32 protein-coding genes and 1 pseudogene are annotated in these 25,535 nt (G+C 64.4%); 16 read left to right on the forward strand and 17 right to left on the reverse strand.

The features are described 5' to 3' along the window. Window positions 1-374: 374 nt before the first annotated feature. The 9 genes from rpmG to ruvX all read right to left on the reverse strand — a co-directional run bounded on the left by rpmG (window position 375) and on the right by ruvX (window position 10,790). Window positions 375-542, reverse strand: coding sequence for a 50S ribosomal protein L33 (rpmG, locus tag VGV07_RS18585; protein ID WP_055048921.1), 168 nt, complete (start codon window positions 540-542; stop codon window positions 375-377). 141 nt (window positions 543-683) lie between these two features. Continuing rightward, window positions 684-1,100 (reverse strand): DUF983 domain-containing protein, encoded by a 417-nt coding sequence (locus tag VGV07_RS18590; RefSeq protein WP_326870217.1) that lies wholly within the window; start codon window positions 1,098-1,100, stop codon window positions 684-686. A 2-nt stretch (window positions 1,101-1,102) separates the two neighbouring features. Continuing rightward, window positions 1,103-3,394 carry a ribonuclease R gene (gene rnr, locus VGV07_RS18595; protein WP_326870218.1) on the reverse strand — a complete coding sequence of 764 codons (2,292 nt, stop codon included), beginning with the start codon at window positions 3,392-3,394 and terminating at the stop codon, window positions 1,103-1,105. Between the two features lie 11 nt (window positions 3,395-3,405). After that, on the reverse strand, window positions 3,406-6,057 hold the full coding sequence (gene topA, locus VGV07_RS18600; RefSeq protein WP_326870219.1) for a type I DNA topoisomerase: 2,652 nt from the start codon (window positions 6,055-6,057) through the stop codon (window positions 3,406-3,408). Window positions 6,058-6,189: 132 nt separating this feature from the next. Next, entirely contained in the window at window positions 6,190-7,308 is a 1,119-nt protein-coding gene (dprA, locus tag VGV07_RS18605) for a DNA-processing protein DprA (RefSeq protein ID WP_326870220.1), read from the reverse strand. 3 nt (window positions 7,309-7,311) lie between these two features. Then, window positions 7,312-7,944, reverse strand: coding sequence for a glycerol-3-phosphate 1-O-acyltransferase PlsY (gene plsY / locus VGV07_RS18610; protein WP_326870221.1), 633 nt, complete (start codon window positions 7,942-7,944; stop codon window positions 7,312-7,314). Beyond that, window positions 7,941-9,254, reverse strand: a complete 1,314-nt coding sequence (pyrC, locus tag VGV07_RS18615; RefSeq protein WP_326870222.1) for a dihydroorotase — start codon at window positions 9,252-9,254, stop codon at window positions 7,941-7,943. Before pyrC ends, plsY begins: the two co-directional genes overlap by 4 nt. Next, window positions 9,251-10,234: an aspartate carbamoyltransferase catalytic subunit gene (locus tag VGV07_RS18620; protein ID WP_326870223.1), complete on the reverse strand. Its 984-nt coding sequence runs from the start codon at window positions 10,232-10,234 to the stop codon at window positions 9,251-9,253. Before VGV07_RS18620 ends, pyrC begins: the two co-directional genes overlap by 4 nt. Window positions 10,235-10,334: 100 nt before the next feature. Continuing rightward, window positions 10,335-10,790 (reverse strand): Holliday junction resolvase RuvX, encoded by a 456-nt coding sequence (gene ruvX / locus VGV07_RS18625; RefSeq protein WP_326870224.1) that lies wholly within the window; start codon window positions 10,788-10,790, stop codon window positions 10,335-10,337. 46 nt (window positions 10,791-10,836) lie between these two features. Between ruvX and VGV07_RS18630 the strand changes: the two genes are divergently transcribed. The 7 genes from VGV07_RS18630 (at window position 10,837) to VGV07_RS18660 (ending at window position 14,825) form a co-directional block, all read left to right on the forward strand. Then, a complete protein-coding gene (locus tag VGV07_RS18630; protein ID WP_326870225.1) occupies window positions 10,837-11,109 on the forward strand; it encodes a ribbon-helix-helix domain-containing protein in 273 nt (90 codons plus the stop codon). Continuing rightward, window positions 11,106-11,381 (forward strand): type II toxin-antitoxin system RelE/ParE family toxin, encoded by a 276-nt coding sequence (locus VGV07_RS18635; RefSeq protein ID WP_326870226.1) that lies wholly within the window; start codon window positions 11,106-11,108, stop codon window positions 11,379-11,381. The genes VGV07_RS18630 and VGV07_RS18635 overlap by 4 nt, the downstream gene beginning before the upstream one ends. Further along, window positions 11,378-11,893, forward strand: a complete 516-nt coding sequence (locus VGV07_RS18640; RefSeq protein WP_326870227.1) for a hypothetical protein — start codon at window positions 11,378-11,380, stop codon at window positions 11,891-11,893. The genes VGV07_RS18635 and VGV07_RS18640 overlap by 4 nt, the downstream gene beginning before the upstream one ends. Before the next feature lie 82 nt (window positions 11,894-11,975). After that, window positions 11,976-12,263, forward strand: a complete 288-nt coding sequence (gatC, locus tag VGV07_RS18645; RefSeq protein ID WP_326870228.1) for an Asp-tRNA(Asn)/Glu-tRNA(Gln) amidotransferase subunit GatC — start codon at window positions 11,976-11,978, stop codon at window positions 12,261-12,263. 5 nt (window positions 12,264-12,268) lie between these two features. Next, window positions 12,269-12,751 (forward strand): GNAT family N-acetyltransferase, encoded by a 483-nt coding sequence (locus VGV07_RS18650; RefSeq protein ID WP_326870229.1) that lies wholly within the window; start codon window positions 12,269-12,271, stop codon window positions 12,749-12,751. A 93-nt stretch (window positions 12,752-12,844) separates the two neighbouring features. Then, on the forward strand, window positions 12,845-14,329 hold the full coding sequence (gene gatA / locus VGV07_RS18655; RefSeq protein WP_326870230.1) for an Asp-tRNA(Asn)/Glu-tRNA(Gln) amidotransferase subunit GatA: 1,485 nt from the start codon (window positions 12,845-12,847) through the stop codon (window positions 14,327-14,329). Window positions 14,330-14,510: 181 nt separating this feature from the next. Continuing rightward, window positions 14,511-14,825, forward strand: a complete 315-nt coding sequence (locus VGV07_RS18660; protein WP_055049769.1) for a hypothetical protein — start codon at window positions 14,511-14,513, stop codon at window positions 14,823-14,825. A gap of 142 nt (window positions 14,826-14,967) precedes the next feature. On the opposite strand, the gene VGV07_RS18665 is transcribed toward VGV07_RS18660, so the two are convergent. After that, window positions 14,968-15,225, reverse strand: a complete 258-nt coding sequence (locus VGV07_RS18665) for a YjhX family toxin (protein ID WP_326870231.1) — start codon at window positions 15,223-15,225, stop codon at window positions 14,968-14,970. Window positions 15,226-15,535: 310 nt separating this feature from the next. On the opposite strand from VGV07_RS18665, the gene VGV07_RS18670 reads away from it, so the two are divergent. From VGV07_RS18670 to VGV07_RS18700, 8 genes and pseudogenes are all read left to right on the forward strand, one after another. Continuing rightward, window positions 15,536-15,844, forward strand: coding sequence for a chorismate mutase (locus tag VGV07_RS18670; RefSeq protein WP_326870232.1), 309 nt, complete (start codon window positions 15,536-15,538; stop codon window positions 15,842-15,844). A gap of 28 nt (window positions 15,845-15,872) precedes the next feature. Further along, window positions 15,873-16,394 carry a GNAT family N-acetyltransferase gene (locus VGV07_RS18675; protein ID WP_326870233.1) on the forward strand — a complete coding sequence of 174 codons (522 nt, stop codon included), beginning with the start codon at window positions 15,873-15,875 and terminating at the stop codon, window positions 16,392-16,394. Window positions 16,395-16,403: 9 nt separating this feature from the next. Then, entirely contained in the window at window positions 16,404-16,898 is a 495-nt protein-coding gene (locus VGV07_RS18680; RefSeq protein WP_326870234.1) for a GNAT family N-acetyltransferase, read from the forward strand. After that, window positions 16,895-18,397, forward strand: coding sequence for an Asp-tRNA(Asn)/Glu-tRNA(Gln) amidotransferase subunit GatB (gene gatB / locus VGV07_RS18685; RefSeq protein ID WP_326870235.1), 1,503 nt, complete (start codon window positions 16,895-16,897; stop codon window positions 18,395-18,397). The genes VGV07_RS18680 and gatB overlap by 4 nt, the downstream gene beginning before the upstream one ends. A gap of 8 nt (window positions 18,398-18,405) precedes the next feature. Beyond that, window positions 18,406-18,699: a DUF1330 domain-containing protein gene (locus tag VGV07_RS18690; RefSeq protein WP_326870236.1), complete on the forward strand. Its 294-nt coding sequence runs from the start codon at window positions 18,406-18,408 to the stop codon at window positions 18,697-18,699. 98 nt (window positions 18,700-18,797) lie between these two features. After that, window positions 18,798-19,088: pseudogene (locus VGV07_RS27440) on the forward strand (YqhA family protein); the annotation flags it as partial. 13 nt (window positions 19,089-19,101) lie between these two features. Then, window positions 19,102-19,224: a hypothetical protein gene (locus VGV07_RS18695; RefSeq protein ID WP_326870237.1), complete on the forward strand. Its 123-nt coding sequence runs from the start codon at window positions 19,102-19,104 to the stop codon at window positions 19,222-19,224. Window positions 19,225-19,282: 58 nt separating this feature from the next. Next, window positions 19,283-19,768, forward strand: a complete 486-nt coding sequence (locus VGV07_RS18700) for a VOC family protein (RefSeq protein WP_326870238.1) — start codon at window positions 19,283-19,285, stop codon at window positions 19,766-19,768. Between the two features lies 1 nt (window position 19,769). Here VGV07_RS18700 and VGV07_RS18705 read toward each other — a convergent pair whose 3' ends face one another. The 4 genes from VGV07_RS18705 to VGV07_RS18720 form a co-directional block, all read right to left on the reverse strand. Then, window positions 19,770-20,354, reverse strand: coding sequence for an alkylhydroperoxidase (locus tag VGV07_RS18705; protein ID WP_326870239.1), 585 nt, complete (start codon window positions 20,352-20,354; stop codon window positions 19,770-19,772). 67 nt (window positions 20,355-20,421) lie between these two features. Continuing rightward, window positions 20,422-20,775: a VOC family protein gene (locus VGV07_RS18710; protein ID WP_326870240.1), complete on the reverse strand. Its 354-nt coding sequence runs from the start codon at window positions 20,773-20,775 to the stop codon at window positions 20,422-20,424. After that, window positions 20,772-21,662: a DMT family transporter gene (locus tag VGV07_RS18715; RefSeq protein ID WP_326870241.1), complete on the reverse strand. Its 891-nt coding sequence runs from the start codon at window positions 21,660-21,662 to the stop codon at window positions 20,772-20,774. Before VGV07_RS18715 ends, VGV07_RS18710 begins: the two co-directional genes overlap by 4 nt. Window positions 21,663-21,680: 18 nt before the next feature. Beyond that, complete coding sequence (locus tag VGV07_RS18720; RefSeq protein ID WP_326870242.1) at window positions 21,681-22,067, reverse strand: tautomerase family protein; 387 nt, start codon at window positions 22,065-22,067, stop codon at window positions 21,681-21,683. A 299-nt stretch (window positions 22,068-22,366) separates the two neighbouring features. On the opposite strand from VGV07_RS18720, the gene VGV07_RS18725 reads away from it, so the two are divergent. Continuing rightward, the gene (locus VGV07_RS18725; RefSeq protein ID WP_326870243.1) at window positions 22,367-23,365 is read left to right on the forward strand and encodes a bifunctional helix-turn-helix transcriptional regulator/GNAT family N-acetyltransferase; all 999 of its coding nucleotides are present in this window, start codon (window positions 22,367-22,369) and stop codon (window positions 23,363-23,365) included. On the opposite strand, the gene purN is transcribed toward VGV07_RS18725, so the two are convergent. The 3 genes from purN to purM are packed head-to-tail and all read right to left on the reverse strand — an operon-like array spanning window position 23,366 to window position 25,514. Further along, complete coding sequence (gene purN, locus VGV07_RS18730; RefSeq protein ID WP_326870244.1) at window positions 23,366-23,962, reverse strand: phosphoribosylglycinamide formyltransferase; 597 nt, start codon at window positions 23,960-23,962, stop codon at window positions 23,366-23,368. Beyond that, window positions 23,959-24,438: an ATP-binding protein gene (locus tag VGV07_RS18735; RefSeq protein WP_326870245.1), complete on the reverse strand. Its 480-nt coding sequence runs from the start codon at window positions 24,436-24,438 to the stop codon at window positions 23,959-23,961. The genes purN and VGV07_RS18735 overlap by 4 nt, the downstream gene beginning before the upstream one ends. Then, window positions 24,438-25,514, reverse strand: coding sequence for a phosphoribosylformylglycinamidine cyclo-ligase (gene purM, locus VGV07_RS18740; RefSeq protein ID WP_326870246.1), 1,077 nt, complete (start codon window positions 25,512-25,514; stop codon window positions 24,438-24,440). Before purM ends, VGV07_RS18735 begins: the two co-directional genes overlap by 1 nt. Between the last annotated feature and the right edge of the window lie 21 nt (window positions 25,515-25,535).

Below are 25,535 nucleotides of genomic sequence, written 5' to 3' on the forward strand. Positions count from 1 at the left end.
TATTAAGGTTAAGGATTAGTAACGTTGTGGAGCGGCTACTTGCCCTTACGCCGGAAAGGGTTAAGCTACTCCCATAGAAACAACGCCGACACTTTCGGTGTCAGCAGTCACCCCTACGGTTCTCCTCAGGTCCGCCGCAACTCCTGGGTCCGTAGGGAGGCTGGTCCGCAGCGGGCAAGAGTGGCCTCTTCGACATGCCGCTTCGGACCAGCCGCTTCTTCAGACGCCCGTCCCGTATATCGGGGCGGGCGTTTTGCGTTCGTGACGTCCCGCGAAGACTTCTCGTGCTCTTGATCGTGCCCTTTTATCGTGGGCCCATAACGAAAAACCCGCGCTGGGGAGCGCGGGCTTTCGAAAGGGCAGGACGAGCCAGATTATTTGATCTTGGCTTCCTTGAACTCGACGTGCTTGCGCACGACCGGGTCGTACTTCTTGAACGAGAGCTTCTCGGTCTGCGTACGCGAGTTCTTTTTGGTGACGTAGTAGAAGCCGGTGTCGGCAGTCGACACGAGCTTGATCTTGAGGGATACGGCTTTGGCCATGGTCACATTCCTTGCAACGGCTTGCCGCGCGCAATCCGCGGGGCTGTGAATTCAACCGGCCAACCGGCCCGTGGAAATTTGGCCGGAAACTACGGATTTTCGGGCCGATGTCAAGCGGCCCTGAAGCCGCCCAGTCTGGGCTCAGACGTCGCTCTTCGAAGTATCGCCGCGCGTCGGGTCGAAGCCGTACATGTAGTTGGCCCATTGCAGGCCGACCACCGCGCCCTTGATGGAGGGCAGCATGATCAGCGGCAGCAGGATCGCCGCCGGGATCATCGTCCAGACGTAGAACATCGGGTCGACCGGCCCGCTCATCTCGGCATGCAGCATCCAGCCGACCAGCACGTGGCCGACGATGAAGATGGCGATATAGGGCGGGAAGTCATCGGCGCGGGCCGAGCTCAGCTTCTCGCCGCACTCGCTGCAGCTATCGTTGATCTTCAGGTAGGAACGGAACAGCTTGCCCTTGCCGCAGTTCGGGCAGCGGCACATCACGCCATTGCCGATTGCCCTCCACAGCGAGCGCTGCTCGCGCACAAAACCGATCTCGACCGCCATCGCTATCTCTTCCGTTTGGCGTGCTTGCGATAGGCGCCCGCCTTGCCTCGCTTGCTAGATGGTCCCTTGCGTTGACGCCCGCCAGATGACGGAACGCCGCGGCTGCCTTCGCTCAGCAGCTCGAAGCGCAAGGCTCCGGCCACCGGGGCGACTTCGAGGAGGCGCACGCTCACGTCGTCGCCGATCCTGAAGGTCTCGCCGGTATGGTCGCCGACCATCGCCTGCATCTCCTCGACGAAGCGATAGTAATCCTGTCCAAGCGTCGAGGCCGGGATGAAGCCATCGGCGCCGGTGTCCCTCAACCGCACGAACAGCCCCGAACGGGTGACGCCGGAGATGCGGCCCTCGAACTTGGCGTTGACATGCGCTGCGAGGAACTGCGCCAGCAGCCGGTCGATGGTCTCGCGCTCGGCCAGCATGGCGCGGCGCTCGGTGGCCGAGATGTGCTGGGCAATGCCCGGGAGCTTGGCGATTTCGCCGTCGGTGAGCCCATCCTTGCCGAGTTCGAGCGCGCTGATCAGCGCGCGGTGCACGATCAGGTCGGCATAGCGGCGGATCGGCGAGGTGAAGTGGGCATAGCGGTCGAGGTTGAGGCCGAAATGGCCGTAGTTCTCGGCGGCGTACTCGGCCTGCGCCTGGGTACGCAGGATGATCTCCGACACCTGCTGGATCTTGCCGTCGGTCCGGGCCTTGTCGAGGATCCGGTTGAAATCCGATGGGCGCACCGCGTCCGACTTCGGCGCCGGCAACTGCAGCGAACTCAGGAAGTCGCGCAGCGCTACCAGCTTCTCCTGGCTCGGCGTGTCGTGCACCCGGTAGAGCAGGGCGCTCTTGTGCTTTTCCAGCGTCTCGGCGGCCGCTACGTTGGCGGCGATCATCATCTCTTCGATCAGCCGGTGCGCATCGAGCCGCTCGGGTACCTTCACGTCGACGACCATCCCCGTCTTGTCGAGGATGATCTTGCGCTCGGGCAGGTCGAGGTCGAGCGGACCGCGATTGTCGCGCGCCTTCTCCATCACCCCATAGGCGGCCCAGAGCGGGCGGAGGATGGTGTCGAGGATCGGGCCGGTCTTGTCGTCCGGCCGCCCGTCGATCGCCGCCTGCGCCTGCTGGTAGCTCAGCTTGGCGGCTGAGCGGAACAGCACGCGGTGGAAGCTGTGGCTGCGCTTCTTGCCGTGCTGGTCGAACACCATCCGCACCGCCAGCGACGGGCGGTTCTCGCCTTCGCGCAAGGAGCAGAGGTCGTTCGAGATCCGCTCGGGCAGCATCGGCACGACCCGGTCGGGGAAGTAGACCGAGTTGCCGCGAATGTAGGCCTCGCGATCGAGTGCCGTGCCCGGGCGGACATAGGCCGCCACGTCGGCGATGGCGACATAGACGATGTGGCCGCCGGGATTGTTCGCATCGCTGTCCGGCTCGGCATAGACCGCGTCATCATGGTCCTTGGCGTCGACCGGGTCGATGGTGACGAGCGGAATGTGCCGCCAGTCCTCGCGGCCCTTGATCGTGGTTTCCTTCGCCTCTTCGGCCTCCTTGGTCACCGAGGCGGGAAAGCGATAGGGAATCTCGAGGTTGTGGATGGCGATCATCGAGACCGCACCCTCGGATTTCGGATTGCCGATGACGTTCGTCACCTTGGCCTTGGGGATCATCAACCGGCCGGTGAGCTTGACTTCGACCTCGACCAGGTCGCCGTCGCGGGCACTGCCGAGATCGCCGCCGTCGATGCGCATTTCCTTTTGCTTGCGGTCGACCGGGATCAGCCGGGCGCCGTCGTCGTCCATGCGCACGATGCCGATCTGGCCGCGGCGCGGCTTGTCGAGGATCTTCATTGCCCGGGCGGTGTAGTTCGGCAGCTCGCCATCACCTGAGCTGATGCGCGCGAGGATCCGGTCGCCGGGGGCTGGCGCGACGCGGGCGTCCTTCGGCTGTTTGATCATGACGCGCGGACGCGCGCCTTCCTCGTCGTTCCATTGCGCCGGAAAGGCATGGAGATTGTCGGGGTCGGCGTCGCCGGGGATGTCGAGGACAGTCACCGCGGGCAGGGTGGCGGTTGGGCGGATCTGCTTGCGGGTCCGGGCAATGAAGCCCTCGCCCTCCATCTGCTTGAGCAGCACCTTGAAGGGGGTGCGCATATCGCCGTGGATGCCGAAATGGCGCGCCAGGTCGCGCTTGCCATCGAGGGTCGGCTGCTGGGCCATCGCTTCGAGGATGGCTTCGCGAGAGGGGAGTGTACCGACGGCGAACTGCCGCGGGCCCTTGGGGGTAGTTTTCGGTTTTGGCGCTTTCGCCATTGTCTCTTTCTTTAGGCGGAAGTCTCCGCCTTCGTCTTCGCTGCGGCCTTTGGCTTGCTCGCCGCCTCTGCGGTCGACTTGGCCTTGGCCGCCGGTTTCTTGGTCGCCGCTTTCTTCGCGGGCGCCTTCTTGGCGCCGGCGGACCGCGACGAGGATTTCTTGGCGCCGGAGGCGCCGCCCTTGGCTACGATCAGTTCGAGCGCCTGCTCGATCGTCACATCCTCGGGCTTCAACTCTTTGGGCAGCGTTGCGTTCACCTTGCCCTGATTCACGTAAGGGCCATAGCGACCGGCGCGGACCGAGATGGGGCCACCATCATGCTCGAAGGTCTTGATCGCCGCCGGAGTGCCGCCGCCGCCACGACCGAACCGTCCGCCACCTGCCGCCTTTTGGGCGAGGAGGTCGACGGCGCGGTTGAGCCCGACCGTGAACACCTCTTCGACCTCGGGGAGGTTGGCATAGGTGCCATCGTGGAGGATGAACGGCCCGTAGCGACCGATGCCGGCGCTGATCGGCTTACCCGTCTCCGGGTGGTTGCCGACCGGGCGCGGCAGCGACAACAGCTGCAGCGCCTTTTCGAGCGTCAGGCTGTCGGGCGTCCAGCCCTTGGGAAGCGACGAGCGCTTGGGTTCCGCGCCGTCACCAAGCTGCACATATGGACCGAAACGGCCCGACTTCAAGGCCACCTCCAGTCCGCTCTCGGGATCGGTGCCGAGAATGCCGTCGCCGGTGCCCGCTTCGCTGGCGCCGCCAGTCGCAGCGTCGGAGAGCTGCATGGTGTAGCGACATTCGGGATAGTTCGAGCACCCGATGAAGGCGCCGAACTTCCCGAGCTTCAGCGACAGCTGGCCGGTACCGCAATTGGGGCAGCGACGCGGATCGGAACCATCGGCCTTGGCCGGGAAGATATGGTCGGCCAGCAGGTCGTTGAGGGCGTCCAGCACCTCGGAGACGCGAAGATCCTTGATCTCCTCGACATGGTGCTGGAAGTCGTTCCAGAAGTCGCGCAGCACGTCTTTCCAGGCAAGCTTGCCGTCAGAAATCAGGTCGAGCTTTTCCTCGAGAGAGGCAGTGAAGCCGTACTCGACATAACGCGTGAAGAAGCTCTCGAGGAAGGCGGTGACGATGCGGCCGCGATCTTCGGGGATCAGCACGCGTTTTTCGAGCCGCACATAGTTGCGGTCCTGCAGCACCGAGATCGTCGCGGCATAGGTTGATGGACGACCGATGCCGATCTCTTCCATCTTCTTGATCAGGCTGGCTTCCGAGTAGCGCGGCGGCGGCTGCGTGAAGTGCTGCTCGATCAGCGCCTGTTCGAGCTTCGGCCGGTCGCCGACATTGAGCGGCGGCAGCTCGCGGCTATCCTCGTCTTCCTCGGCGTTGGGGTCGCGGTCCTCCTTGGCTTCGACGCCGTAGAGCGCGAGGAAGCCGGGGAAAGTGACCACCGAACCGACGGCGCGCAGGGTGATGTCACGACTGGTGGCAAATACCGAGATGTCGGCCGTAGTGCGCTCGATTTCGGCCGAACGCATCTGGCTGGCGAGGGTGCGCTTCCAGATCAGCTCGTATAGGCGATGCTTGTCCGGATCGCCTCGCAGCGTATCGGGGTGACGAAACATGTCGGTGGGGCGGATAGCCTCGTGCGCTTCCTGCGCATTCTTGGCCTTGGTCGAATAGATGCGGGCCTTCTCCGGCAGGTAGTCGGCGCCAAAGTTCTTCACGATGGCGCGGCGTGCCTGGTCGATGCCTTCCGGCGCCATCTGCACGGCATCGGTTCGCATATAGGTGATGATGCCGTCCTCATAGAGGCGCTGTGCGATCTGCATGGTGCGCGCCGGAGCGAGGCCGAGACGCGAGGACGCGTCCTGTTGCAGGCTGGAGGTGCTGAACGGTGCGTACGGGTTACGCTTGGTGGGTTTCTTGTCGACGGCACTGACCGAGAAGGTGCCGGCCTCGATTGCCGCCTTGAGCGCCTCCGCGTCCTGGCCGGTGCCCACGTCGAGCTTGTCGGTCTTCTTGCCGTCCACCGAATAAAGCCGTGCCTCGAAGCTGCGACCTTTTTCATTGAGGCGCGCGCCGACCGACCAATACTCCTGCGGGCGGAACTTCTCGATCTCGGACTCGCGATCGCACACCACACGCAGGGCCACCGACTGCACGCGGCCGGCCGAGCGCGAGCCCGGGAGCTTCCGCCACAGCACGGGGGAGAGGGTGAAGCCGACGAGATAGTCGAGGGCGCGGCGGGCCAGATAGGCGTCCACCAGCGGCTCGTCGATGTCGCGCGGGTTGCGCATCGCCTCGGTAATCGCGTCCTTGGTGATGGCGTTGAAGACGACGCGCCGGACCGGTTTGTCTTTGACCAGCTTCTTCTGCCGGAGCACGTCGAGCACGTGCCAGGAGATCGCTTCGCCCTCGCGATCGGGGTCGGTGGCGAGGATCAGTTCGTCGGCATTCTTCAGCGCGTTACCGATATCGGTGAGCCGCTTCTTCGATGCCGCATCGACTTCCCAGCTCATTGCGAAGTCTTCGTCAGGAAGCACCGAGCCGTCTTTGGCCGGCAGATCGCGGACGTGACCGAAGCTCGCAAGAACCTCATAGTCCTTGCCCAGATAGCCGCTGATCGTCTTGATCTTGTTGGGACTTTCAACGATGACGAGCTTCATGGATCGGCTTTCGGGAGTGGCATTCGAACGCGGCGCAACATGGTGAAGCGTCCTTGGGCTGTCAACCAGCCCGCCGGCGCCATGTAGCGTTCCCCCTATGGGGGGAAGAAACTTGGGGCCGGCGGGAAGCGTTCAGGGGCGAAGCGCCACCAACTGGCCGCTTGACCATTCCACCCGCCCCTCGAGGTCGAGTTCGAGCAGCAGCATTTGCACCCGGTTGATCGCAATGCCGGTGGATCTGATGACGTCGTCGACCGGAATCGGGGTGACGCTGAGCGCCTCGATCAGCCGGGATCGCTCATCGTGCGAGGGCGGGATGGCGTCCATCGCTTCAGCCTCCGGCAACCAGTCGGGCTCGAACAGTCCGGTGCGTGACGGGTCGGCTTCACGCAGTGTCTCGATAATGTCGGCGGCGCCGGTGATCAGTTTGGCGCCCTGCTGGATCAGCGCATTGCCGCCCTCGGCGCGCGGATCGAGGGGAGAGCCGGGCACGGCGAACACCTCGCGGTTCTGTTCCAACGCCAGTCGGGCGGTGATCAGCGAGCCGGAGCGCTTGGCCGCCTCGACGACGACCGTCCCGAGGCTGAGCCCCGAGACCAGTCGGTTGCGCCGTGGAAAGTCCCGCGCCCGCGGCTCCCAGCCAAGCGGCATCTCGGTGAGCAGCGCGCCGCCATGCTCGACGATCTGGTGGGCCAGCGGCAGGTTCTCTCCGGGATAGATGCGGTCGAGGCCGCCGGCGAGCACGGCTACGGTGCCGCCGCGAAGCGCCGCCTTGTGGGCCGCGGTGTCGATGCCGCGTGCGAGACCGGAAACCACGGTGTAGCGCGCGTCGCCCAGATCGGCGGCCAGCATCTGCGCGAACTTCTGGCCAGCAGTGGAGGCGTTCCGCGCCCCGACAATGGCGACGGTGTGCTGCCAGTCGAGCTCGGCCCCGCCGGCGATGGCAACCAGCGGCGGCGCGCCGGCGATGTAGCGGAGCAGGGGCGGATAGCCCGGTTCGCTCGAGCCGACGAAACGGGCGCCGAGTCGCTCGGTGCGGTCGACCTCGTCCTCGGCTTCGGCAATCGAGGGGATACGCGCCGGGTTGCCGAGACGCTTGAGCATATCCGGCAGCACGGCCAGCGCCGCTTCTGCCGAGCCCTCGCGGTTCAATAGCTGGCGGAACGTCTGCGGGCCGACATTGTCGGTTCGGATGAGCCGCAGCCACGCAATGCGTTGCGACGGCGTCAGTTCGGTGCCGTCGCGCGCCATGGTTCAGGCCTGGGGCTTTTCCGAGCCGATCTTCGGCTCCGTGCCGTTCCACAGCCGCCGGATGTTCTGCCAGTGCTTGAAATAGAGCACAAAGCTGAGCAGGCCGCAGGCGGCAGCGAACGTAAAGCCCTGCGTGTCGGTACCGGCCAGGGTGTAGGCGAAGATCGGTGCGGTTGCAGCGGCCGTCAGCGCGGCGAGTGAGGAGAAGCGGCGCGCGACGGCGATCAACAGCCAGACGGCGCAGAAGATCAGCCCCACCACCCAGTTCCAGGCCAGCAGTACGCCAATATAGGTGGCGACGCCCTTGCCGCCCTTGAAGCCGAGCCAGATCGGCAAGACGTGACCGAAGAACGCGCCGATGCCGGCGCCATAGACGATGTACTCGGCCGCGAGCGGCGACTCGGCGCCGGGGGCGAGGAAGTAGCGCGCAATGAGGACGGCGGCAGCGCCCTTGCCCGCATCGAGCAGCAGCGTCGCTGCGGCGAGCCAGCGGTTGCCGGTGCGGAGCACGTTGGTAGCGCCGATATTGCCCGAACCGATAGAGCGGATATCGATGCCGACGGCGCGCGTGAGGATGAGGCCGAATGGGATCGAGCCGAGGAGATACCCCAGTACAGTCGCGATCAGGAAGTTCATGCGTCGGCCCCCTCGGTGGCGGCAGCATGGCTGAAGACCGGACGGCCTGCAACGAACGTGTGCATCACGGCGCCCTGCATGCGGGCGCCTTCGAACGCCGTGTTGCGCGAGCGCGAGCGCAGCGCCGTCTCCTTGACCACCCAGGGAAACTCCGGATCGACGATGATCAGGTCGGCCGGAGCACCCACGGCAATACGGCCGGACGTGAGGCCCAGCAGTTCGGCCGGGCGACTGGTCATGGCGCGGAGCAGGGTGAGCAACGGCACGTCGCCCGAGTGCATGAGCCGTAGCGCAGCGGCCAACAGGGTCTCGAGCCCGACGGCGCCGTCCGACGCCTCGGCGAACGGCTGGCGCTTCACTTCGGTGTCCTGCGGGTCGTGGGCGGAGTGGATGGTGTCGATGGCGCCCGAGTTCAGCCCGTCGATGACGGCGCGACGATCCTCCTCGGAGCGCAGCGGCGGCGACAGCTTGAAGAACGAGCGATAGGGCGCCACGTCGTTCTCGTTGAGGGCCAGGTTGTTGATCGAAATCCCGGCCGAGACGGTGCCGAGCCGGCGCTTTGCCGTCGCCAGCAGCTCGACTGCCGAACCGGTCGAAATCTGCGCCGCGTGGTAACGGACGCCGGTAAGGGCGGCGAGTTGCAGGTCGCGGGCCAGCGGGATGGTCTCGGCTTCGACCGGGATGCCCTTGAGCCCGGAGATCGTCGCCAGTGCGCCTTCGTTCATCACGCCCTCGCCGATCAGCGTCTGTTCGGCAACGTGGTGGATCACCGGCAGGTCGAAGTTGCGGGCATAGGTGAAAGCGGCGCGCAGCAGTCCGGCCGACTGGATCGACTGGCGACCATCGGTCAGCGCAACGGCACCCGCCTCCTTCAGCAGGCCGAATTCGGTGATCTCTTCGCCTTTGAGGCCGCGGGTGATCGCGGCGGCGGGGAGGATATTGACCGAGGCCTTGGCGCCGGCGCGACGCAGCACGAAATCGACCAGTGCCCCATCGTCGATAACCGGCGTGGTGTCGGGCATCAGCACGAAGCTGGTAACGCCGCCGGCTGCGGCTGCTTCGGCGGCGCTGGCGAGCGTCTCACGATACTCATGTCCCGGTTCGCCGGTGAACACCCGCATATCGATGAGACCCGGCGCGACGACCAGGCCTTTCGCGTCGTAGGTTTCGGCGCCGTCCGGAATGCCCTGTGGGCCCCCATTGGTGATGCCGGCAATCTTGCCCTTCTCCAACAGCAGAGCGCCGGGCGCATCGCGGTTGCTGGCGGGGTCGACGATGCGGGCGTTGGCGATGACGACGGGCTTGCTCATTGCGTCGTCTCCCGATCGGCCAGGAGGGCATCGAGCACGGCCATGCGCACGGCGACGCCCATCTCTACCTGTTCTGTAATCACAGAGCGCGGCCCGTCGGCGATCGCCGGGTCGATCTCGACGCCACGGTTCATCGGGCCGGGGTGCATGACGATGGCATCGGGCTTGGCGTAGCCGAGCTTTTCCTCGTCGAGGCCGTAGAAGTGATAGTACTCGCGCACCGAGGGGATCATCCGGCCATTGGCGCGTTCGTGCTGCAGGCGCAGCATCATCACCACGTCGGCGCCTGCCAGGCCTTGCCGCATGTCGGTGAACACTTCCGTCGCCAGGGTCTCGATACCCTTTGGCAGCAAGGTGCGCGGAGCGACTACCCTGGTGCGGGCCTGCATGGCGCCGAGCAGCAACAGGTTGGAGCGGGCGACGCGCGAGTTGGCGATGTCGCCGCAGATGGCGACGGTCAGCCCGGCGAGCTCGCCTTTGTGCTGCCGGATGGTCAGTGCGTCGAGCAGCGCCTGGGTTGGATGCTCATGCGCGCCATCGCCGGCATTGATCACCGAGCAGCCGACCTTCTGGCTCAACAGTTCCACTGCGCCGGAGGCACTGTGGCGCACGATGATCACGTCGGGCCGCATGGCGTTGAGCGTGGCGGCGGTGTCGATCAGCGTCTCGCCTTTGGCGACCGACGAGGTCTTCACCGACATGTTGGTGACCTGCGCGCCGAGCCGCTTGCCGGCGATCTCGAAGCTAGACTGGGTGCGCGTCGAGTTCTCGAAGAACAGGTTGATCTGCGTCCGGCCCGAGAGCGTCGGCAGGATCTTCCGCTCCTGGCGGGAGATCGGGATCATCGCCTCGGCCCGATCCAGGAGATCGACGATCTCGTACTGGTTGAGCTGGCTGATGCCGAGAAGATGGCGATGGCGGAAAGCGGGTCTCGCGACCCCCTGGCCGCCGGTGACCGATGCTGGCGAGGAAGTAGCCATGCCGCTCCGTTCCGAATGTTCGCGGGGGTCTAACCCGTAGGGTTCGGACTCGCAAGCCGCTCGGGCGATTATCCCCGTCGCAGCCTCTGGTTGAGAACCCTCATGAGCGGCGAAGCCGCTCCAGTGCGCCTTGCAGGATGTAGCTGGCCGCCAGCTTGTCGACCACTTCGGCGCGCTTGTCGCGGCGCATGTCCGCCTCGATCAGCGTGCGGGTGACGGCTGCGGTCGAAAGCCGCTCGTCCCAGAACACGATGGGGATGTTGATCTTGGCCGCAAGATTGCGGGCAAAGGCGCGGGTCGATTGCACCCGCGGCCCCTCGGAGCCATCCATGTTGAGCGGCAGCCCCAGCACGATGCCTACCGCATCATTCTCGGCGATCAGTTCCTGCAGCCGGATTGCATCCTGGGTGAACTTCAGCCGCTTGATGGTCTCGAGCGGCGTCGCCGAGTAACGCATGCCATCGGAAATCGCGACGCCGATGGTCTTGGTGCCAAGGTCAAGCCCCAGCAGTTTGCCGGCGGCGGGCAGGGCGGAGAGGTCGTTCTCGGTTGGCATAATCGCGATCAATCACTATGATTAGGTTTGATTGGAGACGATTGCCATGAGCACCCGAGTCCTCACTGCACATATCCCTGAAGAGTTGGCGGAGAAAGTGGATCGCTACGCCGAATCCATGGAGCGCTCGCGGGCCTGGATCGTCAAGCAGGCGCTTTCCAACTGGGTGGATTGGGAAGAGGAGAAGACCCGGCTCTCTCTTGAGGCGCTGGAAGAAGCTGATCGGATCGGCACCATCCCGCACGAGGAAATGGTGGCTTGGGCGAACAGTCTCGGAACCGACAATCCTTTGCCACCACCGACGCCGCGTAAATCATGAAGGTGCATTGGACGAACAGGGCTTCCTTGGACCTCGTCCGGCTTGAAGAGTTCCTAAGCAACAAAAATCCGCGAGTCGCTGCGCGTGTCGTTCAGGCCTTGATCACTGCACCGAACCGACTCCTGGAGCATCCTCGCGCCGGGGAACGGATTGACGACACTGGCGAGGTCGAACTTCGGCGCTTGTTCGTCGATCTCTACGAGATTCAATACGAGGTGTTGCCGGATCAAATCCGCGTGGCGCGTGTTTTCCATATGCGCGAAGAACGATGAAACTCACCTGGTTCGGCGGCACCACCTTCCGTATTCACATCGGTGGCAAGATCCTCGTCGCGGATCCCTCAGGGATCGGCGGGGTGGATCCGGACGAGCTGGTGTCGGGAGCCGACGCTACCTTTGCGCTGGATGGCAGCCTGCCTGAGATCGATCCGGTGCTCTGGCAGCCGGGGCGACCATCGACGATGCTTGATGAAGAGGTTCTCGGCCAGGTGACTACCCATGGGCTCGAAGGCGGCGCACTGATCGCTGCTGCCGGTGAGGCGCCGCTGCTGTTGCTGTCGCAGAGCGTGCCGAAGGCGGGCCGTTGGGCACGGCATGCCGTGGTCGTGGTGTTCGGCGACGACGGTGAGCGGCTGGCCGCCGCGGCGCTCGAGGCATTCGGGCCCCGACTGATCGCTATCGCTGGGTCTGATGCAATCGTGGAGCGTGCCTTCGCGGCCCTGCGCCACCGCCTCGACGGCACCGCGCTGGTGGCGCTGGAAGCTGGGATGGCGCTGGAAGTTTGATGGCGCCCATCAACGCTTTTCGTTGTTCTTCGCGCGTTTCCGTTGCTAGAACGCCGGAAATCGTGACGTTCGGAGTGACCCTATGTCGGTAGATGCCGCCACCGTGAAGCGTATTGGGCGCCTGGCCCGCATTCGCATTGAGGAGGGTGAAGTCGAGACCTATCAGAATGAACTCAACACCATTCTGGGTTTCGTCGAACAGCTTGGCGAGGTCGATGTGACAGGGGTCGAGCCGATGACTTCGGTGATGCCGATGACCCTGCGTCGCCGCGAGGACAAGATCACCGACGGCGGCTACCCCGAAAAGATCGTCGCCAACGCACCGCTGACCGAAGACAACTTCTTCATGGTGCCCAAGGTCGTCGAGTAACTGATATGAGCGTCACTATCGCCATCGAGACGCCGCTGCAGGATGATGTCCGCGGGCTGGTCGAAGAGCTGAACGCGCACCTGATTCCGCTGTCGCCACTGGAATTCCAGTTCAAGATGACGGTCGAGCAGATGGCCGGCGCCGACACCACGGTATTCGTCGCCCGTGATGCCGTCGGCGAGGCGGTGGGCTGCGGCGCCCTGAAGGCGATCTCGGCCACCGAGGGCGAGGTGAAGCGTATGTACACCCGCCCATCGGTACGCGGCCAGCGGGTGGGCTCGGCATTGCTGGCGGCAATCACCGAACTGGCGCGCTCCAAGGGCATCTCGCACCTGCTGCTCGAAACCGGCACCGGCCCGGGCATGTCCGAAGCGCACCGGCTTTATACCAACAGCGGATTCACCGCGCGTGGGCCGTTCCTCGATTATCCCGACAGCGAATGGTCGGCCTTCTTCGAGAAGCATATCGAGCAAGCCGCCCTCGTCTGATGCGATGCATGCCGCCAATGTTGCGGTAATCGCGACGCCGCTATAGGAACGGCGGTCGACATTCCCCGCGTCCTTTCCCCGCGAGCCAAGCCTTTGACCGACCTTACCCACCTGACCCTTGCTGCTGCCCGTGCCGGCTTGAAAGCCAGGCAGTTCACCTCGAGCGAACTCACTGGCGCCTATCTGAATGCGATCGAGGGCGGTAATTCCAAGCTCAACGCCTATGTGGCGGTGACGGCGGAGCAAGCCCAGGCGCAGGCCAAGGCCAGTGACGCAAAGCTGGCGTCCGGCCAGGGCGGGCCGCTCGAGGGTATCCCGCTCGGCATCAAGGACCTGTTCGCCACCAAGGGCGTGCACACCCAGGCGGCAAGTCACATCCTCGACAGCTTCAAGCCAGAATACGAATCGAGCGTCACCAGCAACCTGTGGCGCGATGGCGCCGTGATGCTGGGCAAGCTCAACATGGACGAGTTCGCGATGGGCTCGTCCAACGAGACCAGCTACTACGGCCCGGTGATCAACCCCTGGCGGGCGAACAATTCCAACGCCCAGCTAGTTCCAGGTGGTTCGTCGGGCGGCTCCGCCGCGGCGGTTTCGGCCTGGCTCTGTGCGGCTGCGACGGCCACCGACACTGGCGGCTCGATCCGCCAGCCGGCCGCGCTGACCGGCACGGTCGGCATCAAGCCGACCTATGGCCGCTGCTCGCGTTGGGGTGTCGTGGCCTTCGCTTCCTCGCTCGATCAGGCCGGCCCGATTGCCCGCACTGTCGAGGACGCGGCGATCATGATGACGTCGATGTCGGGGTTCGACCCCAAGGATTCGACCAGTGTCGACCTCGCGGTGCCGGATTTCGCCGCCGCGGTGGAAAGGGGTGTAAAAGGTCTCGTCATCGGCATTCCGCGCGAATACCGCATGGATGGCATGCCTGCCGAAATCGAAGCGCTCTGGCAGCAGGGCATCGCCTGGCTGAAGGCTGAGGGCGCCACGGTTCGAGACATCTCGCTGCCGCACACCAAGTATGCGCTGCCGGCCTATTATATCGTTGCGCCCGCCGAGGCGTCGTCGAACCTCGCCCGCTATGACGGTGTTAAGTACGGCCTGCGCGATACCGGCAAGGACATCACCGATCTCTACGAGCTGACCCGCGCCGATGGCTTCGGCCGCGAGGTGAAGCGCCGCATCATGATCGGCACCTATGTGCTGTCGGCCGGCTACTACGACGCCTATTACGTGCAGGCGCAGAAGGTCCGTACGCTCATCAAGCGCGATTTCGAGATCGTGTTCAATGATGGCGTCGACGCCATCCTCACCCCGGCGACCCCGTCGGCTGCCTTCGGTATCGGCGATGAGGACATGAAGGCGGACCCGGTCAAGATGTACCTCAACGACGTGTTCACGGTGACCGTCAATATGGCCGGGCTGCCGGGCATCGCGGTGCCTGCCGGAAAGGACGGCGCTGGTCTGCCGCTTGGCCTGCAGCTCATCGGCAAACCGTTCGACGAGGAAACCCTGTTCGCCGCGGGCCGGGTCATCGAGCGCTCGGCCGGCATCGACTTCAGCCCCGACAAGTGGTGGTGATAACCACATGTCTGTGGTCGCGCTCTCGAACTGCAAAAGTCTGCAACTTTTGCCGGTCACGCTCCAGAACCTGAAACCGCTTGTATCCTAGCGATTTCGGCACTATTTGCCGCCCATGCGCAAATTGAGACTTGTCGACCTCCCGGCCAAGCCGGTGGTTTCGTTTCAGAGGATTGGCTCGATGGCCGATGTGTTCACGACCCTTGATTGGTCGGCCCCGCCCAAGGATATGTCCAAGCCCCTGCAGGCTTTGTGGTGGATCAAGAAGGGCGAGCTGCGTGTCGGCCCCGAGTGGGAGGAGGCGCACCGCATCGTCCAGGCGATGGAAGGCACCTTCGAGTTCGATTGGGTGCATGCCCTGTTGCACTGGATCGAAGCCGACATGGGCAACGCCGACTACTGGTATCGCCGCGCCGGCCGCAAGCGCGCCACCGCCAGCGTTTCGGCCGAGTGGGAGCACATCGCCCGCGAGTTGAGCGGCGTAACGCAGCACTGAAGGGGCGGCCCGCACAAGCGCCGTGGATTCCCACCGGTCGTCATCCCGACTTTCGTCGGGATGACGATCGAGGCTGGGGAGGGCCTGGCTGTCATTCGAGGAGCGAGGGGGAGCCCCGGAAGTCATCCGGGGCCCCGACGATCTAGCGGTTGTCGAGTTCGCTCCGCGCCAGCTCCAGCCCGCGCCGGGTGATGCGGTACGGGTGGCCATTGCTGGAGGCGATCGCCTTTTTGGCCTTGAGCTTCTTGAACAAGGGCAGGGTGCATTGCTGCATCAGCCAGCCGTCGCGATTGAAGCACTCGACGCCGATCAGTTTGCCGTTGTCGGATTTGAGCGCGACGATCTTGCCGCCCTGTGCGAGGACGTGCAGCACCCGCTGCTCGTGGCGGGAAATATCCATGAGAAATCTAGCCTGAGGATGCGTGGAAAGAGCGCCCCGGCCAGCATCGCGCATGGCTCGGCAGCGTGGTTCCAGTAACCCCGTCACGACACGTCACGAGCCCAAAGGGCTCAGCGGGCGGACGGGGTCTTACGCAATCTCAACTTTGCTAGACATGAGGCAGACTCTTTAGTGGCGGCGGCGCGATAGCGCGTAGCCAATGAACGGCCGATGAATAGCGGCAGGCGACCGCTTCGGCCAGTGGTCGGTTGCAAACTCTGGCGTGGCGGTGCAAACCAGCAACTCCCACCTTAGCGCCGAGTGCCTCCCCGTGACCAAAGCCCCCGCCGAATGCCAGTCCAAGGATGATGTCCGTGCCGAGATCGACCGGATCGACCAGGGCCTGTTGACCCTGCTTGCCGAACGGCACGCCTATGTGACGCGGATGGCCGAGATCAAGACCGACCCGCACGAGGCATATGATCCGACCCGCATCGAGGCGATCATCGCCAAGCAGCGCAGGCGCGCCGAAGAACTGGACCTCGATGAAGATCAGGCGGAGTTGATCTGGCGCACGCTGATCAGCTGGAATGTGAACTACGAAAAGGGCATTATCGCTGCACGCAAGCGCCACGGCTGAGCTAGCCTGAGGCGGAGTGGAGGCTTCGATGACGTCGCCGGGGATCACTATCCGCAAGGCCGTGGCGAGCGAGGCGGAGCGTCTTGCCGATATCGCGCTGCTCGCCTGGGAGCGCGACCTGCAGCCCTTCCTCAGCGGTGAAGCCGCCAGTCGGCAGAATGAGAAGCGCCGGCTTGGCATTGCCGTGCACGAACTGCTCGATCGTACCATCGTCGCCGAAATCGATGGCTCGCCCGTCGGCTGGTGCGCCCGCGCCCGCAGCCGCCCCTACATCCCCTACCTGTTCGTCACCCCCACGCTGCAGAACCAGGGCATCGGCACGTTGCTGCTGCGTCGCATGGAGTCGATCATCGAGCTCGAAGGCGCCGATCGGGTGCAGCTCGATACGCTGAGCGACAATGTGCGGGCGGTAAACTTCTACCAGCATCAGGGCTACCGCATCCTGGTGCTGAAGCGCGAAGGTGCTACCGGCAGCGACCCGCAAACCAGCGTACGGCTGGAAAAGCGCCTCTCGCCCTATCGTGGTCCGCTGAACGACGACGAAGACTGAGCCCTGCCCATGCAGGTGAACGTCAGGCGTGCCCGGGCTGACGAGGCCACAGCGCTGGGCGATGTCGGTTTTGCGGCGTGGGCTGCGAGTGCGTTTGCCGCCAACGATCGAGGTCGTGTGGACCGGCTCCGGCTGCTCGACGAGTTCCGCAGCTTCGGCGCCAGCCATGGACGGTGCATTCTCGTTGCCGAGACCGACGGGGATCTGTTGGGCTGGGGCGCTCGCGAAGCTGAGGACCAGCGCATCTCGGACCTGTGGGTCGCTCCGGCCGCACAGGGCCGTGGCATTGGTGGGGTGCTGCTGGCCGCCCTGATTGCCGAGATCGAGGAGGCGGGCCATCCCGTTGCCGAACTCGAGACGCTCGCCAGCAACGCGCAGGCCATCGGCTTTTATCGGCGGCACGGATTCATCACCGTCTGGCGTAGGGAGACGTTTTCCCAAACGTTGGGTTATGCAATAGACAAGGTCGGAATGACCAAGACTCTCGGAACCTCTGGCCTATGACCCTTATCGACACCCGTACGCCCAACCCCAAGAGCTTCATCCAGGGAGCCACCGGGGACTGGGAAATCGTCATCGGCATGGAAGTGCATGCGCAGGTGCTGTCGGAGAGCAAGCTGTTCTCCGGTTCGTCGACCGAATTCGGCTCGCCGCCCAACTCCAATGTCAGCTTCGTTGATGCTGCGATGCCGGGCATGCTGCCGGTCATTAACGACGAGTGCGTGCGCCAGGCAGTGCGGACCGGGCTAGGCCTCAAGGCCCGGATCAACAAGCGCTCGATCTTCGACCGCAAGAACTACTTCTACCCCGACCTGCCTCAGGGCTATCAGATCAGCCAGTTCAAGGACCCGATCGTCGGTGAGGGCAAGGTGCGGCTCGACATGGGCGGCGACGAGCACATCGAGATCGGGATCGAGCGGCTGCACCTCGAGCAGGATGCCGGCAAGTCGATCCACGACCAGCATCCCAACATGAGCTTCGTCGACCTCAACCGGTCCGGCGTGGCGCTGATGGAAATTGTCTCGAAACCGGACCTCCGCAACTCGGACGAGGCCAAGGCGTACCTCTCGAAGCTCCGCAGCATCCTGCGCTATCTCGGCACCTGCGACGGCAACATGGAGCAGGGCTCGATGCGCGCCGACATCAACGTCTCGGTGCGTAAGCCCGGCGGCGAGTTCGGCACGCGCTGCGAGATCAAGAACGTCAACTCCATCCGCTTTGCCGGCCAGGCCATCGAGTTCGAGGCACGCCGCCAGATCGACATTCTCGAGGATGGCGGCACGATCGACCAGGAGACGCGGCTATACGATCCCAAGACCGGCGAGACGCGCTCCATGCGGAGTAAGGAAGAGGCGCACGACTATCGCTACTTCCCCGATCCGGACCTGCTGCCGCTCGAGTTCGACCAGGCTTTCATCGACGAGTTGGCCCAGCATCTGCCGGAGTTGCCCGACGAAAAGGAAGCGCGCTTCATTTCCGACTATGGCGTGACGCCATATGACGCGATGGTGCTGACGCTTGAGCGCGAGACCGCCGACTACTACGAGGCCGCCGTCAAGCACGGTGGCTCCAGGCGTGACGGCAAGGCCGTGGCGAACCTCGTTACCGGCGATATTGCAGCCTACGCCAACAGCCAGGGCCTTTCCGCGTTCGAGACTCACATCAAGCCGAGCCAGATCGCCGGTATCGTCGATCTCGTGGCGGCCGGGACGATCTCGTCCAAGGGCGCCAAGGACTTGCTGCAGGTGATCATCGCCGAGGAGCCCGAAGGCGAGCCGGCCGAGATCGTCGAGCGGCGCGGCATGAAGCAGGTGACCGACCTCGGCGCCATCGAGAAGGTGGTCGACGAGATCATTGCGGCCAACCCCGACCAGGTGGCCAAGGTGCAGGCCAAGCCGACTTTGATTGGCTGGTTCGTCGGCCAGGCCATGAAGGCCTCGGGCGGCAAGGCCAATCCGCAGGCACTGAACGATATCCTGAAGAAGAAGCTGGGGCTCGAATAGGAGGGGCGATGGCGAAGGGATACTGGGTCGTCAATCTCGAGGTCACCGACCCCGAGACCTACAAGCAGTATCAGGCGTTCGTCCGCCCGTTTCTCGCCGCCAATGACGGGCGATTCCTCATCCGCGGCGGCCGGATGAGTGCGGTCGAGGGAGCGCTCCTTCCTCGTGTCGTGGTCATCGAGTTCCCGAGCTACGAGCGCGCCCTCGCGACCTATCATTCCGCCGAGTACCAGCAGGGGATGAAGGCGCGGCTGGGGGCGAGCTCGGCCAACTTTGCCATCGTCGAAGGCCTCGACGCCTGATGGGCGAGCGCGAACAGGCTTCGCTGGGCGAGCGGATCGCGGAAACGCGCAAGCAGCAGGGGCCCTTCGTCATCGGCGGGTTCGTGGTGCGTATCGCCATGCTGGTGCCGGTGATCGCGCTCAGCGTCGCCTCGGTGGCGTTGATCATCTACGGTGCGCTGGAGACCCGGCACCTGCTGGCCGCGCTCTTTGGCGGGCACCCGGTCACCCGCGATGAAGCCATCCTTCTCGCCATCGAGATCGTCGACCTGTTCCTCCTCGCAACGGTGGTGCAGGTGGTTTCGCTCGGGCTCTACCAGCTGTACTTCCGCCAGGACCTGCAACTGCCCAAATGGCTGAAGATCGAAACCCTCGACGACCTGAAGTCCAAGCTGGTCGGCGTCACCATCACCGTGCTGGCACGTGTACTTCCTCGGCCGTGCCGTGGTGTGGGAGACCGGCATCGACATCCTCTATCTCGGCGGCGCGGTGGCATTGATGATCGTCGCCCTGACGCATTTCCTCTCCAAGATCGACCACGATTAGCGGAACCGCCGGGTGCTGCGACCGTTGACGAAGACACCCTCGTCAACCGGAGGCAGCGATGTCCATGCTCAATCGTGTCCTGTTCAACGTCCTCTGCAAGGACCTCGCCGACAGCACCAGGTTCTACAAGGAATTGTTCGGTCTCGAGACCATTTACGACAGCGATTGGTTTGTCGTGCTCACGCCCAAGGGCCAGCCAAACGTGCAGATCGGGCTGATCGACCAGATGAGCCAGTTCACCCCGCGCCATGCCTGGGGCATGCATGAGGGGACCTACTTGACCTTCGAGGTCGACGACGTATTCGAAGTGCTCGACCGGGCGCGGGCGATGGGCGCCGACGTGGTGTCGGAGGCCATTGCACTCGACTACGGCCAGACGCGTGGGTTGATCCGCGACCTCAACGGCATGGTGATCGACGTCTCCACTCCGACCGCGCAACTCGCCATGCGCGAAGACGTGATCATCGAGGAGGTGGAACGCGACACGGCCATTGACCAGCAGCAGCCTGAGGATCGGGGCGCCGCAACGCGCCCGACCTGGTGATTCAAACCGGCTTACCCACTGTCATCGCGGCACGGAAGTCGGGGTCGGGATCGAGCCAGGTCGCCTCCGGCATGGCGCCGACGGCGTCGAAGTAGCGGCTCATGAACGTGCGGTAGGACGCGCAGAACGCGATGTCGGCGATCTCGCGATCGCTGAAGCCGTGCCTGCGCAGCGATTCGATATCGCCTTCGGTGATCAGGCTGGCGTCGCGGGCGACCTGTTCGGCATAGGCGAGCATGGCTACCGTCTTGGCCGCGAGACCGGCGCTGCGGAAATCATGCTGGATGGCGAGGACCTTGTCTTTCGAGCCGAGGTCGCTGATCAGCAGCTTGGCATAGACATGCGAGCAGTAGCTCGAGGGGATTTGCTTGGCGGCGATCAGCGTGATCAGCCGCCAGCTCACCAGCCCGAGCGAGAAGTTGTTGCGCGCTGCATGCAACAGGTGCTCCACCATCGGAGCGATGTGGGGCAGGGCAGTCCAGCACTTGGTGCCCTCCATAACAAAGCCCAGAACGCTCGCTTCGGATGCGTAGATGTCGGCAATGGCTCCGGTGGCGTCTTTCTCGTCGATGGTTCCAATGAACACAGGCGGCCTCCTCAGGTCATATGATGACTGGGGAAACTAAGGCGCGAACCTGAACCGCGGCTGAACGCTATTCGAGGTGGCTGAGAATGTTCACCAGCTGTCCGAACGGATCGCGGACGTAGAAGCGACGGACGCCCCACGGCTCGTCGGCAGGGCCGTACTCAACGGCGAACCCAGCCGCCCTGACCCTGGCGAGCGTCCCCTCCAGATCATCGACTTCGATCGACAGATCCGGCACCGGCGTGCCCGAGCCGCCCTCGCGCGCAACGCTCACCTGCAGGCTCATCTGCGCAGCCGAGCCATAAGTGACGATCCAGCCGTGATCCATCAGCCGCTCCAGTCCGAGCACGTCCTCGTAGAACAGCTGCGCCGCCTTCAGGTCGTCGGCGGCTATATTTGCGACGATCCGTCTGACCGTCATGCCGGCGCCTTGCGCCAGCCCTTGACCAGCCGTCCGTCGATGAAGACGAGGCCAAGGAAGATCACGATGATGCCGAGGATGTGGATCAGCTCGAAGCGCTCGTGCAGCACCAGCACGCCGAGCAGGATCGCCGAGATCGGCGTGATGAAGGTGTTGAGCGACAGGTTGGTGGCGCCGACGCGCGGCAACAGCCAGTAGACGAGCAGGAAGCTGAAGCTGGTCGAGAACACCGAAATGCCGAACAGGGCGCCCCAGGTTTCGGGGCGGGTGATGATCGGGATACCGGAAAAGAACAGCGCGACGGGCACCGAGATCAGCGCGGCGCCGGTGAGCGAAGCCGACGCCACGGCATAGGGCTCCACCTTGGCGAAGCGGCGGGCATAGTTGAGGGTCAGCGCATAGCAGAGCGTCGCGATGAACGCGGCCAGCAGGCCGATGATCTGTGCCGAGGCGCCGACGCCGAGCGAGGGCAGGGCGAGGATCACCGCGCCGGCAAAGCCGATGGCGACCCCCACCACCTTGTTCCAGGATGCCTTCTCACCGCCCGGCCAGAGCTGCGAGACGATCACGGTGGTCATTGGGGTCATGCCGTTGATGACACCGACGATTGAACTCGCGACCGTCTGCTCGGCAAACGGAAACAGCGCGAACGGGACAGCATAGTTGAGGATGCCGAGAATGAGGAACTGCCAGTAGAGGTTGGGATCGGTAGGCAGTTTCTTGCGGGTCGCGAAAAACACCAGCCAGCAGATTGCTGCGCCGATGGTGACCCGCCCGGCCGACACCCAGAGCGGGCTGATCTCGCGGATCAGTACCGCATTGAACAGGAACGAACAGCCCCAGACGGCGCCGAGCAGGATGATGAGCAGCCAGTATTGCAGTTTCATTGAAGTGATCGTCCTGTCTCAGACTTCGACCTTGAAGCCCAGTTCCATGTCGACGGCAGACTTGCCGCCCAGCCCCCAGTTTTCGCGCGGCACGTCGTGAAGGATCACCTTGAGGTCCGACGCCGCAATGCCGAACCCGGAGAGTTCGCTGACCAAGGCGGCATAAAGCCGGCGCTTTGCATCGACCGAGCGGCCGGTGAACAGCGAGATCTCTACGATGGTGTAGCGCTCGCCCTTGCTGTCGGGAGGGGCAAAGGCGTGGGCAGGATACTCGATGATCCGGATGTCGCGATCCCGCTCGGGGATGCGGATGCCCTCGACCAGTGCCCGCTGTACAGCTGCGACCAACTCCGCATGGCGATCGCCGATCCAGCCGGCGCGGGTCTCGATTCGAGTCGATGGCATGCTGATATCCTTGAGGAGGCCGGAAGATGGACCAGAACCCTGGTCGCGTCGAACCGATTTTGACGATGGGAGCGATCGATTCCCGTGATGGCGGCGTTTCGTCCTCGTCTGGTCTCGGCGGCGTCCCTACCTGCATGGCAAACCGATGGAGGGCTGCCAGCAGATGGGGCCAACCCGTGCGTGACGCTCCACGATGCGCCGGCCGATGTCGAGCGCTTTCATTGCCGAGGCCGAGGTCTGGTGCACCGCGGATCACCCGAGAAGACAAACCGCCTTGCGATGATCCCATGAACGCAGATATGTTAGTACTTACATATCTCGTGCAGGAGCAAATGGTGACCTATCTCGGCGACATGGGGCTGCTCTCGCTGGGCAGTCAGCTTAAGGCGATCAGCGACCAGCTCTACGCTATGGCGGATCAGGTCTACGAACGGCACGGCATTGAACTGCAGGCCCGCTGGTTTCCGATTCTTCGACTGTTGCACGACCGCGGGCCCATGACAGTGGGTGAGATCGCGAGTGCGATAGGCCAGACCCATTCGGCGATCAGCCAGCTGACCACTCGGCTGGTCCGCGACGGCTGGGTGAGCACCGCCAGTGATGCCGGTGATCGCCGCACTCGGCGGCTGACGCTGACGGCGAAGGCCGAGGCGGCGCTACAGACCGCCAAGCCGCTGTGGCGGGCGATGCGCGATGGACTTGAGGAGCGGGTGCGCAGCGCCGGTCTCGACCCCGAGACTCTCCTGGCCGGGCTCGAGCGCGTGGCGGCGCCGGGGCTGGCCGATATCATCACGGCCAAGGCACAGGAGCAGCAGCAGGAGGTGGTCCACATCGTGCCGCTCAGCCCGGACCTGCGCAGCCATTTCTATCGGCTCAACGCGCTCTGGCTGGAGCGCTACTTCGTGCTCGAGCCATACGATATCGAGGTGATGTCCAATCCCGAAGCGATCATCGAGCATGGCGGCGCGGTGCTGTTCGCGCTGCTGGGCGATGCGGTGGTCGGCACCTGTGCACTGAAGCAGCACGCGCCGGGCGAGTACGAGCTGACCAAGATGGGAGTCGATCCTGCAGTCCGGGGCGTCGGCATCGGCAGGAAGCTGATCGAAGCGGCAGTTGCCGAGTTCGAGCGGCTGGGCGGCCGGGAGCTGTTCCTCGAGACCAATACGCGGCTCGAGTCGGCGATCCACCTTTACGAACGGACCGGCTTCGAGCATCAACCGACGATCCGGGAAGGCTCATCCTACAGTCGGGCCAATGTCCACATGATCTGGCGCGGCCGGTCGGCGGCGGCGGCGTGATCAGCTGTCGAGGCTGACTTCCCCACGGGCCAGCATGGCCAGTGCCTCGGGATACGCCCTGTGCTCCTCGACGAGAATGCGGGCGGCAAGGGTCTCCTGGGTATCGCCGGGGAGGATCGGCACCCGGCGCTGCAGGATCGCGGGACCTTCGTCGGTCCCCGCCGTGACGAAGTGTACGGTGCAGCCGCTCTCGCTGTCGCCCGCATCGAGCGCCTGCTGCTGCGGGTGGAGCCCCTTGTGCAGAGGCAGCAGTGAAGGATGGACGTTGATCATCCGGCCCTGCCATTTCTGAGTGAATTCCGGCGTGAACAGACGCATGAAGCCAGCGAGCGCGATGATGTCGGGGCGCCAGAGCCTCAGCACATCCGAAAGCGCCAACTCGAACCCGGTGCGGCTCGGATAGTCCTTGTGCCAGCGCCAGGCGGTGGCGATGCCCTGGCCGGCCGCCGTCTGCAGCCCCGCCGCGTCGGGCTTGTTGGCAAACACCCCGACGATTTCGGCCGGATAGTCGGGCGCCTTCGCGGCCTCGATCAACGCAGTCATGTTCGACCCGCGGCCGGAGATCAGGATAGCGACACGCTTTTTCGGCTCGGTCACGGGAGTGGGGCCTTTGTTGGAGGGTCGTAGAGGGCGAGCTCTTCGGCGGTTGGCCGTTCGAAGGACCGGCTGGCATCTTCTAGCATGGCGCGATCGATCGGCGGTGATTCCCGGCCGCGCCGGGTGACGCGATCGAGGAGCACGTCGATTGGGGCATCCATGTGGATGAGTTCGACGGCGGCGCCAAGCGAACGTGCGCCCTCGCGCAAGGCGTCGCGCTCGGAACGGGCCCAGGTACCCCATTCGATGATCGCCGTGCCGCCCAGCGCTAGGATGCTCTGCGCCTGCTGCCATTGCAGGCGTTCAACGCCGGCGCGTGCGTTCTCGTCCCAGAGGTTGATGCCGATCGCGTCCATCCAGTCATCCGGCGAAAAGCGGACGCCCTTGTGCATCTCCGTCAGTTCGACGGCGACCGTTGTTTTGCCGGCACCAGGCAGGCCGCAAATGATGATCAGCCGGCCGCGGGGCTGAGCCATCAGAGCGCGAGTGCGCCTTCGAAGGTCACCGACTCGCCGCTGCGAGGCCGCAGCTCGCCGACGATCGAGGCGGTTTCGCCGGCCGCAGCAAGGTGTTCCACCAGTTTGCTCGCATCCTGCTTCGAGACGGCGCACAGCATACCGACGCCGCAGTTGAAGGTTCGCAGCATTTCACGCTCGTTCATGCCGCCGACGCGGGCGAGCCAGCCGAACACCCTGGGAACGGTGATCTTGTTGAGTTCGATATGCGCCGAGAGGCTGTCGGGCAGCACGCGCGGGATATTGTCGATGAAGCCGCCACCGGTGATGTGGGCCAGCGCCTTGATGCCAATGCCGGCCTTAAGCGCCGACAGCAGTGGCTTTACGTAGATGCGGGTGGGGACCAGCAGCGCGTCGCTCAGCGATTTGCCCGGTTCGAACGGCGCCGGCAGATACCAGTCGATGCCTGAGACTTCGACAATCTTGCGCACCAGCGAATAGCCGTTGGAGTGAACGCCGGACGAACCGATGGCGACAAGTACGTCGCCGGCTTCGACGTCATCACGCGGCAGCAGCGTGCCGCGTTCGGCCGCGCCGACCGCAAAGCCTGCGAGGTCATAGTCCTTACCCGAGTACATCCCAGGCATCTCGGCCGTCTCGCCGCCGATCAGCGCGCAGCCGGCGATGCGACAGCCCTCGGCAATCCCCTCGACGATCGCTGCGCCGGTGGTGACGTCGAGCTTGCCCGTGGCGAAATAGTCGAGGAAGAACAGCGGCTCAGCGCCCTGCACGATAATGTCGTTGACGCACATCGCGACGAGATCGATGCCGATCGTGCCGTTGTTGCCGGTTTCGATGGCGATCTTGAGCTTGGTGCCCACGCCGTCATTGGCGGCGACCAGGATCGGGTCGACGAAGCCGGCGGCTTTGAGGTCGAACAACCCGCCAAAGCCACCGAGCTCGGCATCGGCGCCAGGGCGGCGGGTGGAGCGGACGGCGGGCTTGATGGCCTCGACAAGCGCGTTGCCTGCGTCTATGTCGACGCCGGCCTGCTTGTACGAGAGCCCGTTTGATGGCACGTTTTGCGCGTCGGACATGGGCTGTTCGCCAGATTTTCA

It is taken from the genome of Devosia sp., from assembly GCF_035944845.1.
In the GTDB taxonomy this organism is placed as follows: Bacteria; Pseudomonadota; Alphaproteobacteria; order Rhizobiales; family Devosiaceae; genus Devosia_A.

What these genes read in the sequence shown, in the direction of transcription:
- VGV07_RS18630 (WP_326870225.1), top strand. Translation starts at nt 10,837, where the DNA reads ATGAGCACCCGAGTCCTCACTGCACATATCCCTGAAGAGTTGGCGGAG.
- VGV07_RS18715 (WP_326870241.1), bottom strand. Translation starts at nt 21,662, where the DNA reads ATGAAACTGCAATACTGGCTGCTCATCATCCTGCTCGGCGCCGTCTGG.
- VGV07_RS18635 (WP_326870226.1), top strand. Translation starts at nt 11,106, where the DNA reads ATGAAGGTGCATTGGACGAACAGGGCTTCCTTGGACCTCGTCCGGCTT.
- dprA (WP_326870220.1), bottom strand. Translation starts at nt 7,308, where the DNA reads ATGGCGCGCGACGGCACCGAACTGACGCCGTCGCAACGCATTGCGTGG.
- VGV07_RS18710 (WP_326870240.1), bottom strand. Translation starts at nt 20,775, where the DNA reads ATGACGGTCAGACGGATCGTCGCAAATATAGCCGCCGACGACCTGAAG.
- ruvX (WP_326870224.1), bottom strand. Translation starts at nt 10,790, where the DNA reads ATGCCAACCGAGAACGACCTCTCCGCCCTGCCCGCCGCCGGCAAACTG.
- VGV07_RS18665 (WP_326870231.1), bottom strand. Translation starts at nt 15,225, where the DNA reads ATGGATATTTCCCGCCACGAGCAGCGGGTGCTGCACGTCCTCGCACAG.
- VGV07_RS18680 (WP_326870234.1), top strand. Translation starts at nt 16,404, where the DNA reads ATGCAGGTGAACGTCAGGCGTGCCCGGGCTGACGAGGCCACAGCGCTG.
- rpmG (WP_055048921.1), bottom strand. Translation starts at nt 542, where the DNA reads ATGGCCAAAGCCGTATCCCTCAAGATCAAGCTCGTGTCGACTGCCGAC.
- VGV07_RS18590 (WP_326870217.1), bottom strand. Translation starts at nt 1,100, where the DNA reads ATGGCGGTCGAGATCGGTTTTGTGCGCGAGCAGCGCTCGCTGTGGAGG.
- rnr (WP_326870218.1), bottom strand. Translation starts at nt 3,394, where the DNA reads ATGGCGAAAGCGCCAAAACCGAAAACTACCCCCAAGGGCCCGCGGCAG.
- VGV07_RS18690 (WP_326870236.1), top strand. Translation starts at nt 18,406, where the DNA reads ATGGCGAAGGGATACTGGGTCGTCAATCTCGAGGTCACCGACCCCGAG.
- purM (WP_326870246.1), bottom strand. Translation starts at nt 25,514, where the DNA reads ATGTCCGACGCGCAAAACGTGCCATCAAACGGGCTCTCGTACAAGCAG.
- gatC (WP_326870228.1), top strand. Translation starts at nt 11,976, where the DNA reads ATGTCGGTAGATGCCGCCACCGTGAAGCGTATTGGGCGCCTGGCCCGC.
- VGV07_RS18725 (WP_326870243.1), top strand. Translation starts at nt 22,367, where the DNA reads ATGTTAGTACTTACATATCTCGTGCAGGAGCAAATGGTGACCTATCTC.
- VGV07_RS18720 (WP_326870242.1), bottom strand. Translation starts at nt 22,067, where the DNA reads ATGCCATCGACTCGAATCGAGACCCGCGCCGGCTGGATCGGCGATCGC.
- gatB (WP_326870235.1), top strand. Translation starts at nt 16,895, where the DNA reads ATGACCCTTATCGACACCCGTACGCCCAACCCCAAGAGCTTCATCCAG.
- VGV07_RS18735 (WP_326870245.1), bottom strand. Translation starts at nt 24,438, where the DNA reads ATGGCTCAGCCCCGCGGCCGGCTGATCATCATTTGCGGCCTGCCTGGT.
- VGV07_RS18620 (WP_326870223.1), bottom strand. Translation starts at nt 10,234, where the DNA reads ATGGCTACTTCCTCGCCAGCATCGGTCACCGGCGGCCAGGGGGTCGCG.
- plsY (WP_326870221.1), bottom strand. Translation starts at nt 7,944, where the DNA reads ATGAACTTCCTGATCGCGACTGTACTGGGGTATCTCCTCGGCTCGATC.
- VGV07_RS18700 (WP_326870238.1), top strand. Translation starts at nt 19,283, where the DNA reads ATGTCCATGCTCAATCGTGTCCTGTTCAACGTCCTCTGCAAGGACCTC.
- VGV07_RS18650 (WP_326870229.1), top strand. Translation starts at nt 12,269, where the DNA reads ATGAGCGTCACTATCGCCATCGAGACGCCGCTGCAGGATGATGTCCGC.
- VGV07_RS18640 (WP_326870227.1), top strand. Translation starts at nt 11,378, where the DNA reads ATGAAACTCACCTGGTTCGGCGGCACCACCTTCCGTATTCACATCGGT.
- topA (WP_326870219.1), bottom strand. Translation starts at nt 6,057, where the DNA reads ATGAAGCTCGTCATCGTTGAAAGTCCCAACAAGATCAAGACGATCAGC.
- VGV07_RS18660 (WP_055049769.1), top strand. Translation starts at nt 14,511, where the DNA reads ATGGCCGATGTGTTCACGACCCTTGATTGGTCGGCCCCGCCCAAGGAT.
- pyrC (WP_326870222.1), bottom strand. Translation starts at nt 9,254, where the DNA reads ATGAGCAAGCCCGTCGTCATCGCCAACGCCCGCATCGTCGACCCCGCC.
- VGV07_RS18675 (WP_326870233.1), top strand. Translation starts at nt 15,873, where the DNA reads ATGACGTCGCCGGGGATCACTATCCGCAAGGCCGTGGCGAGCGAGGCG.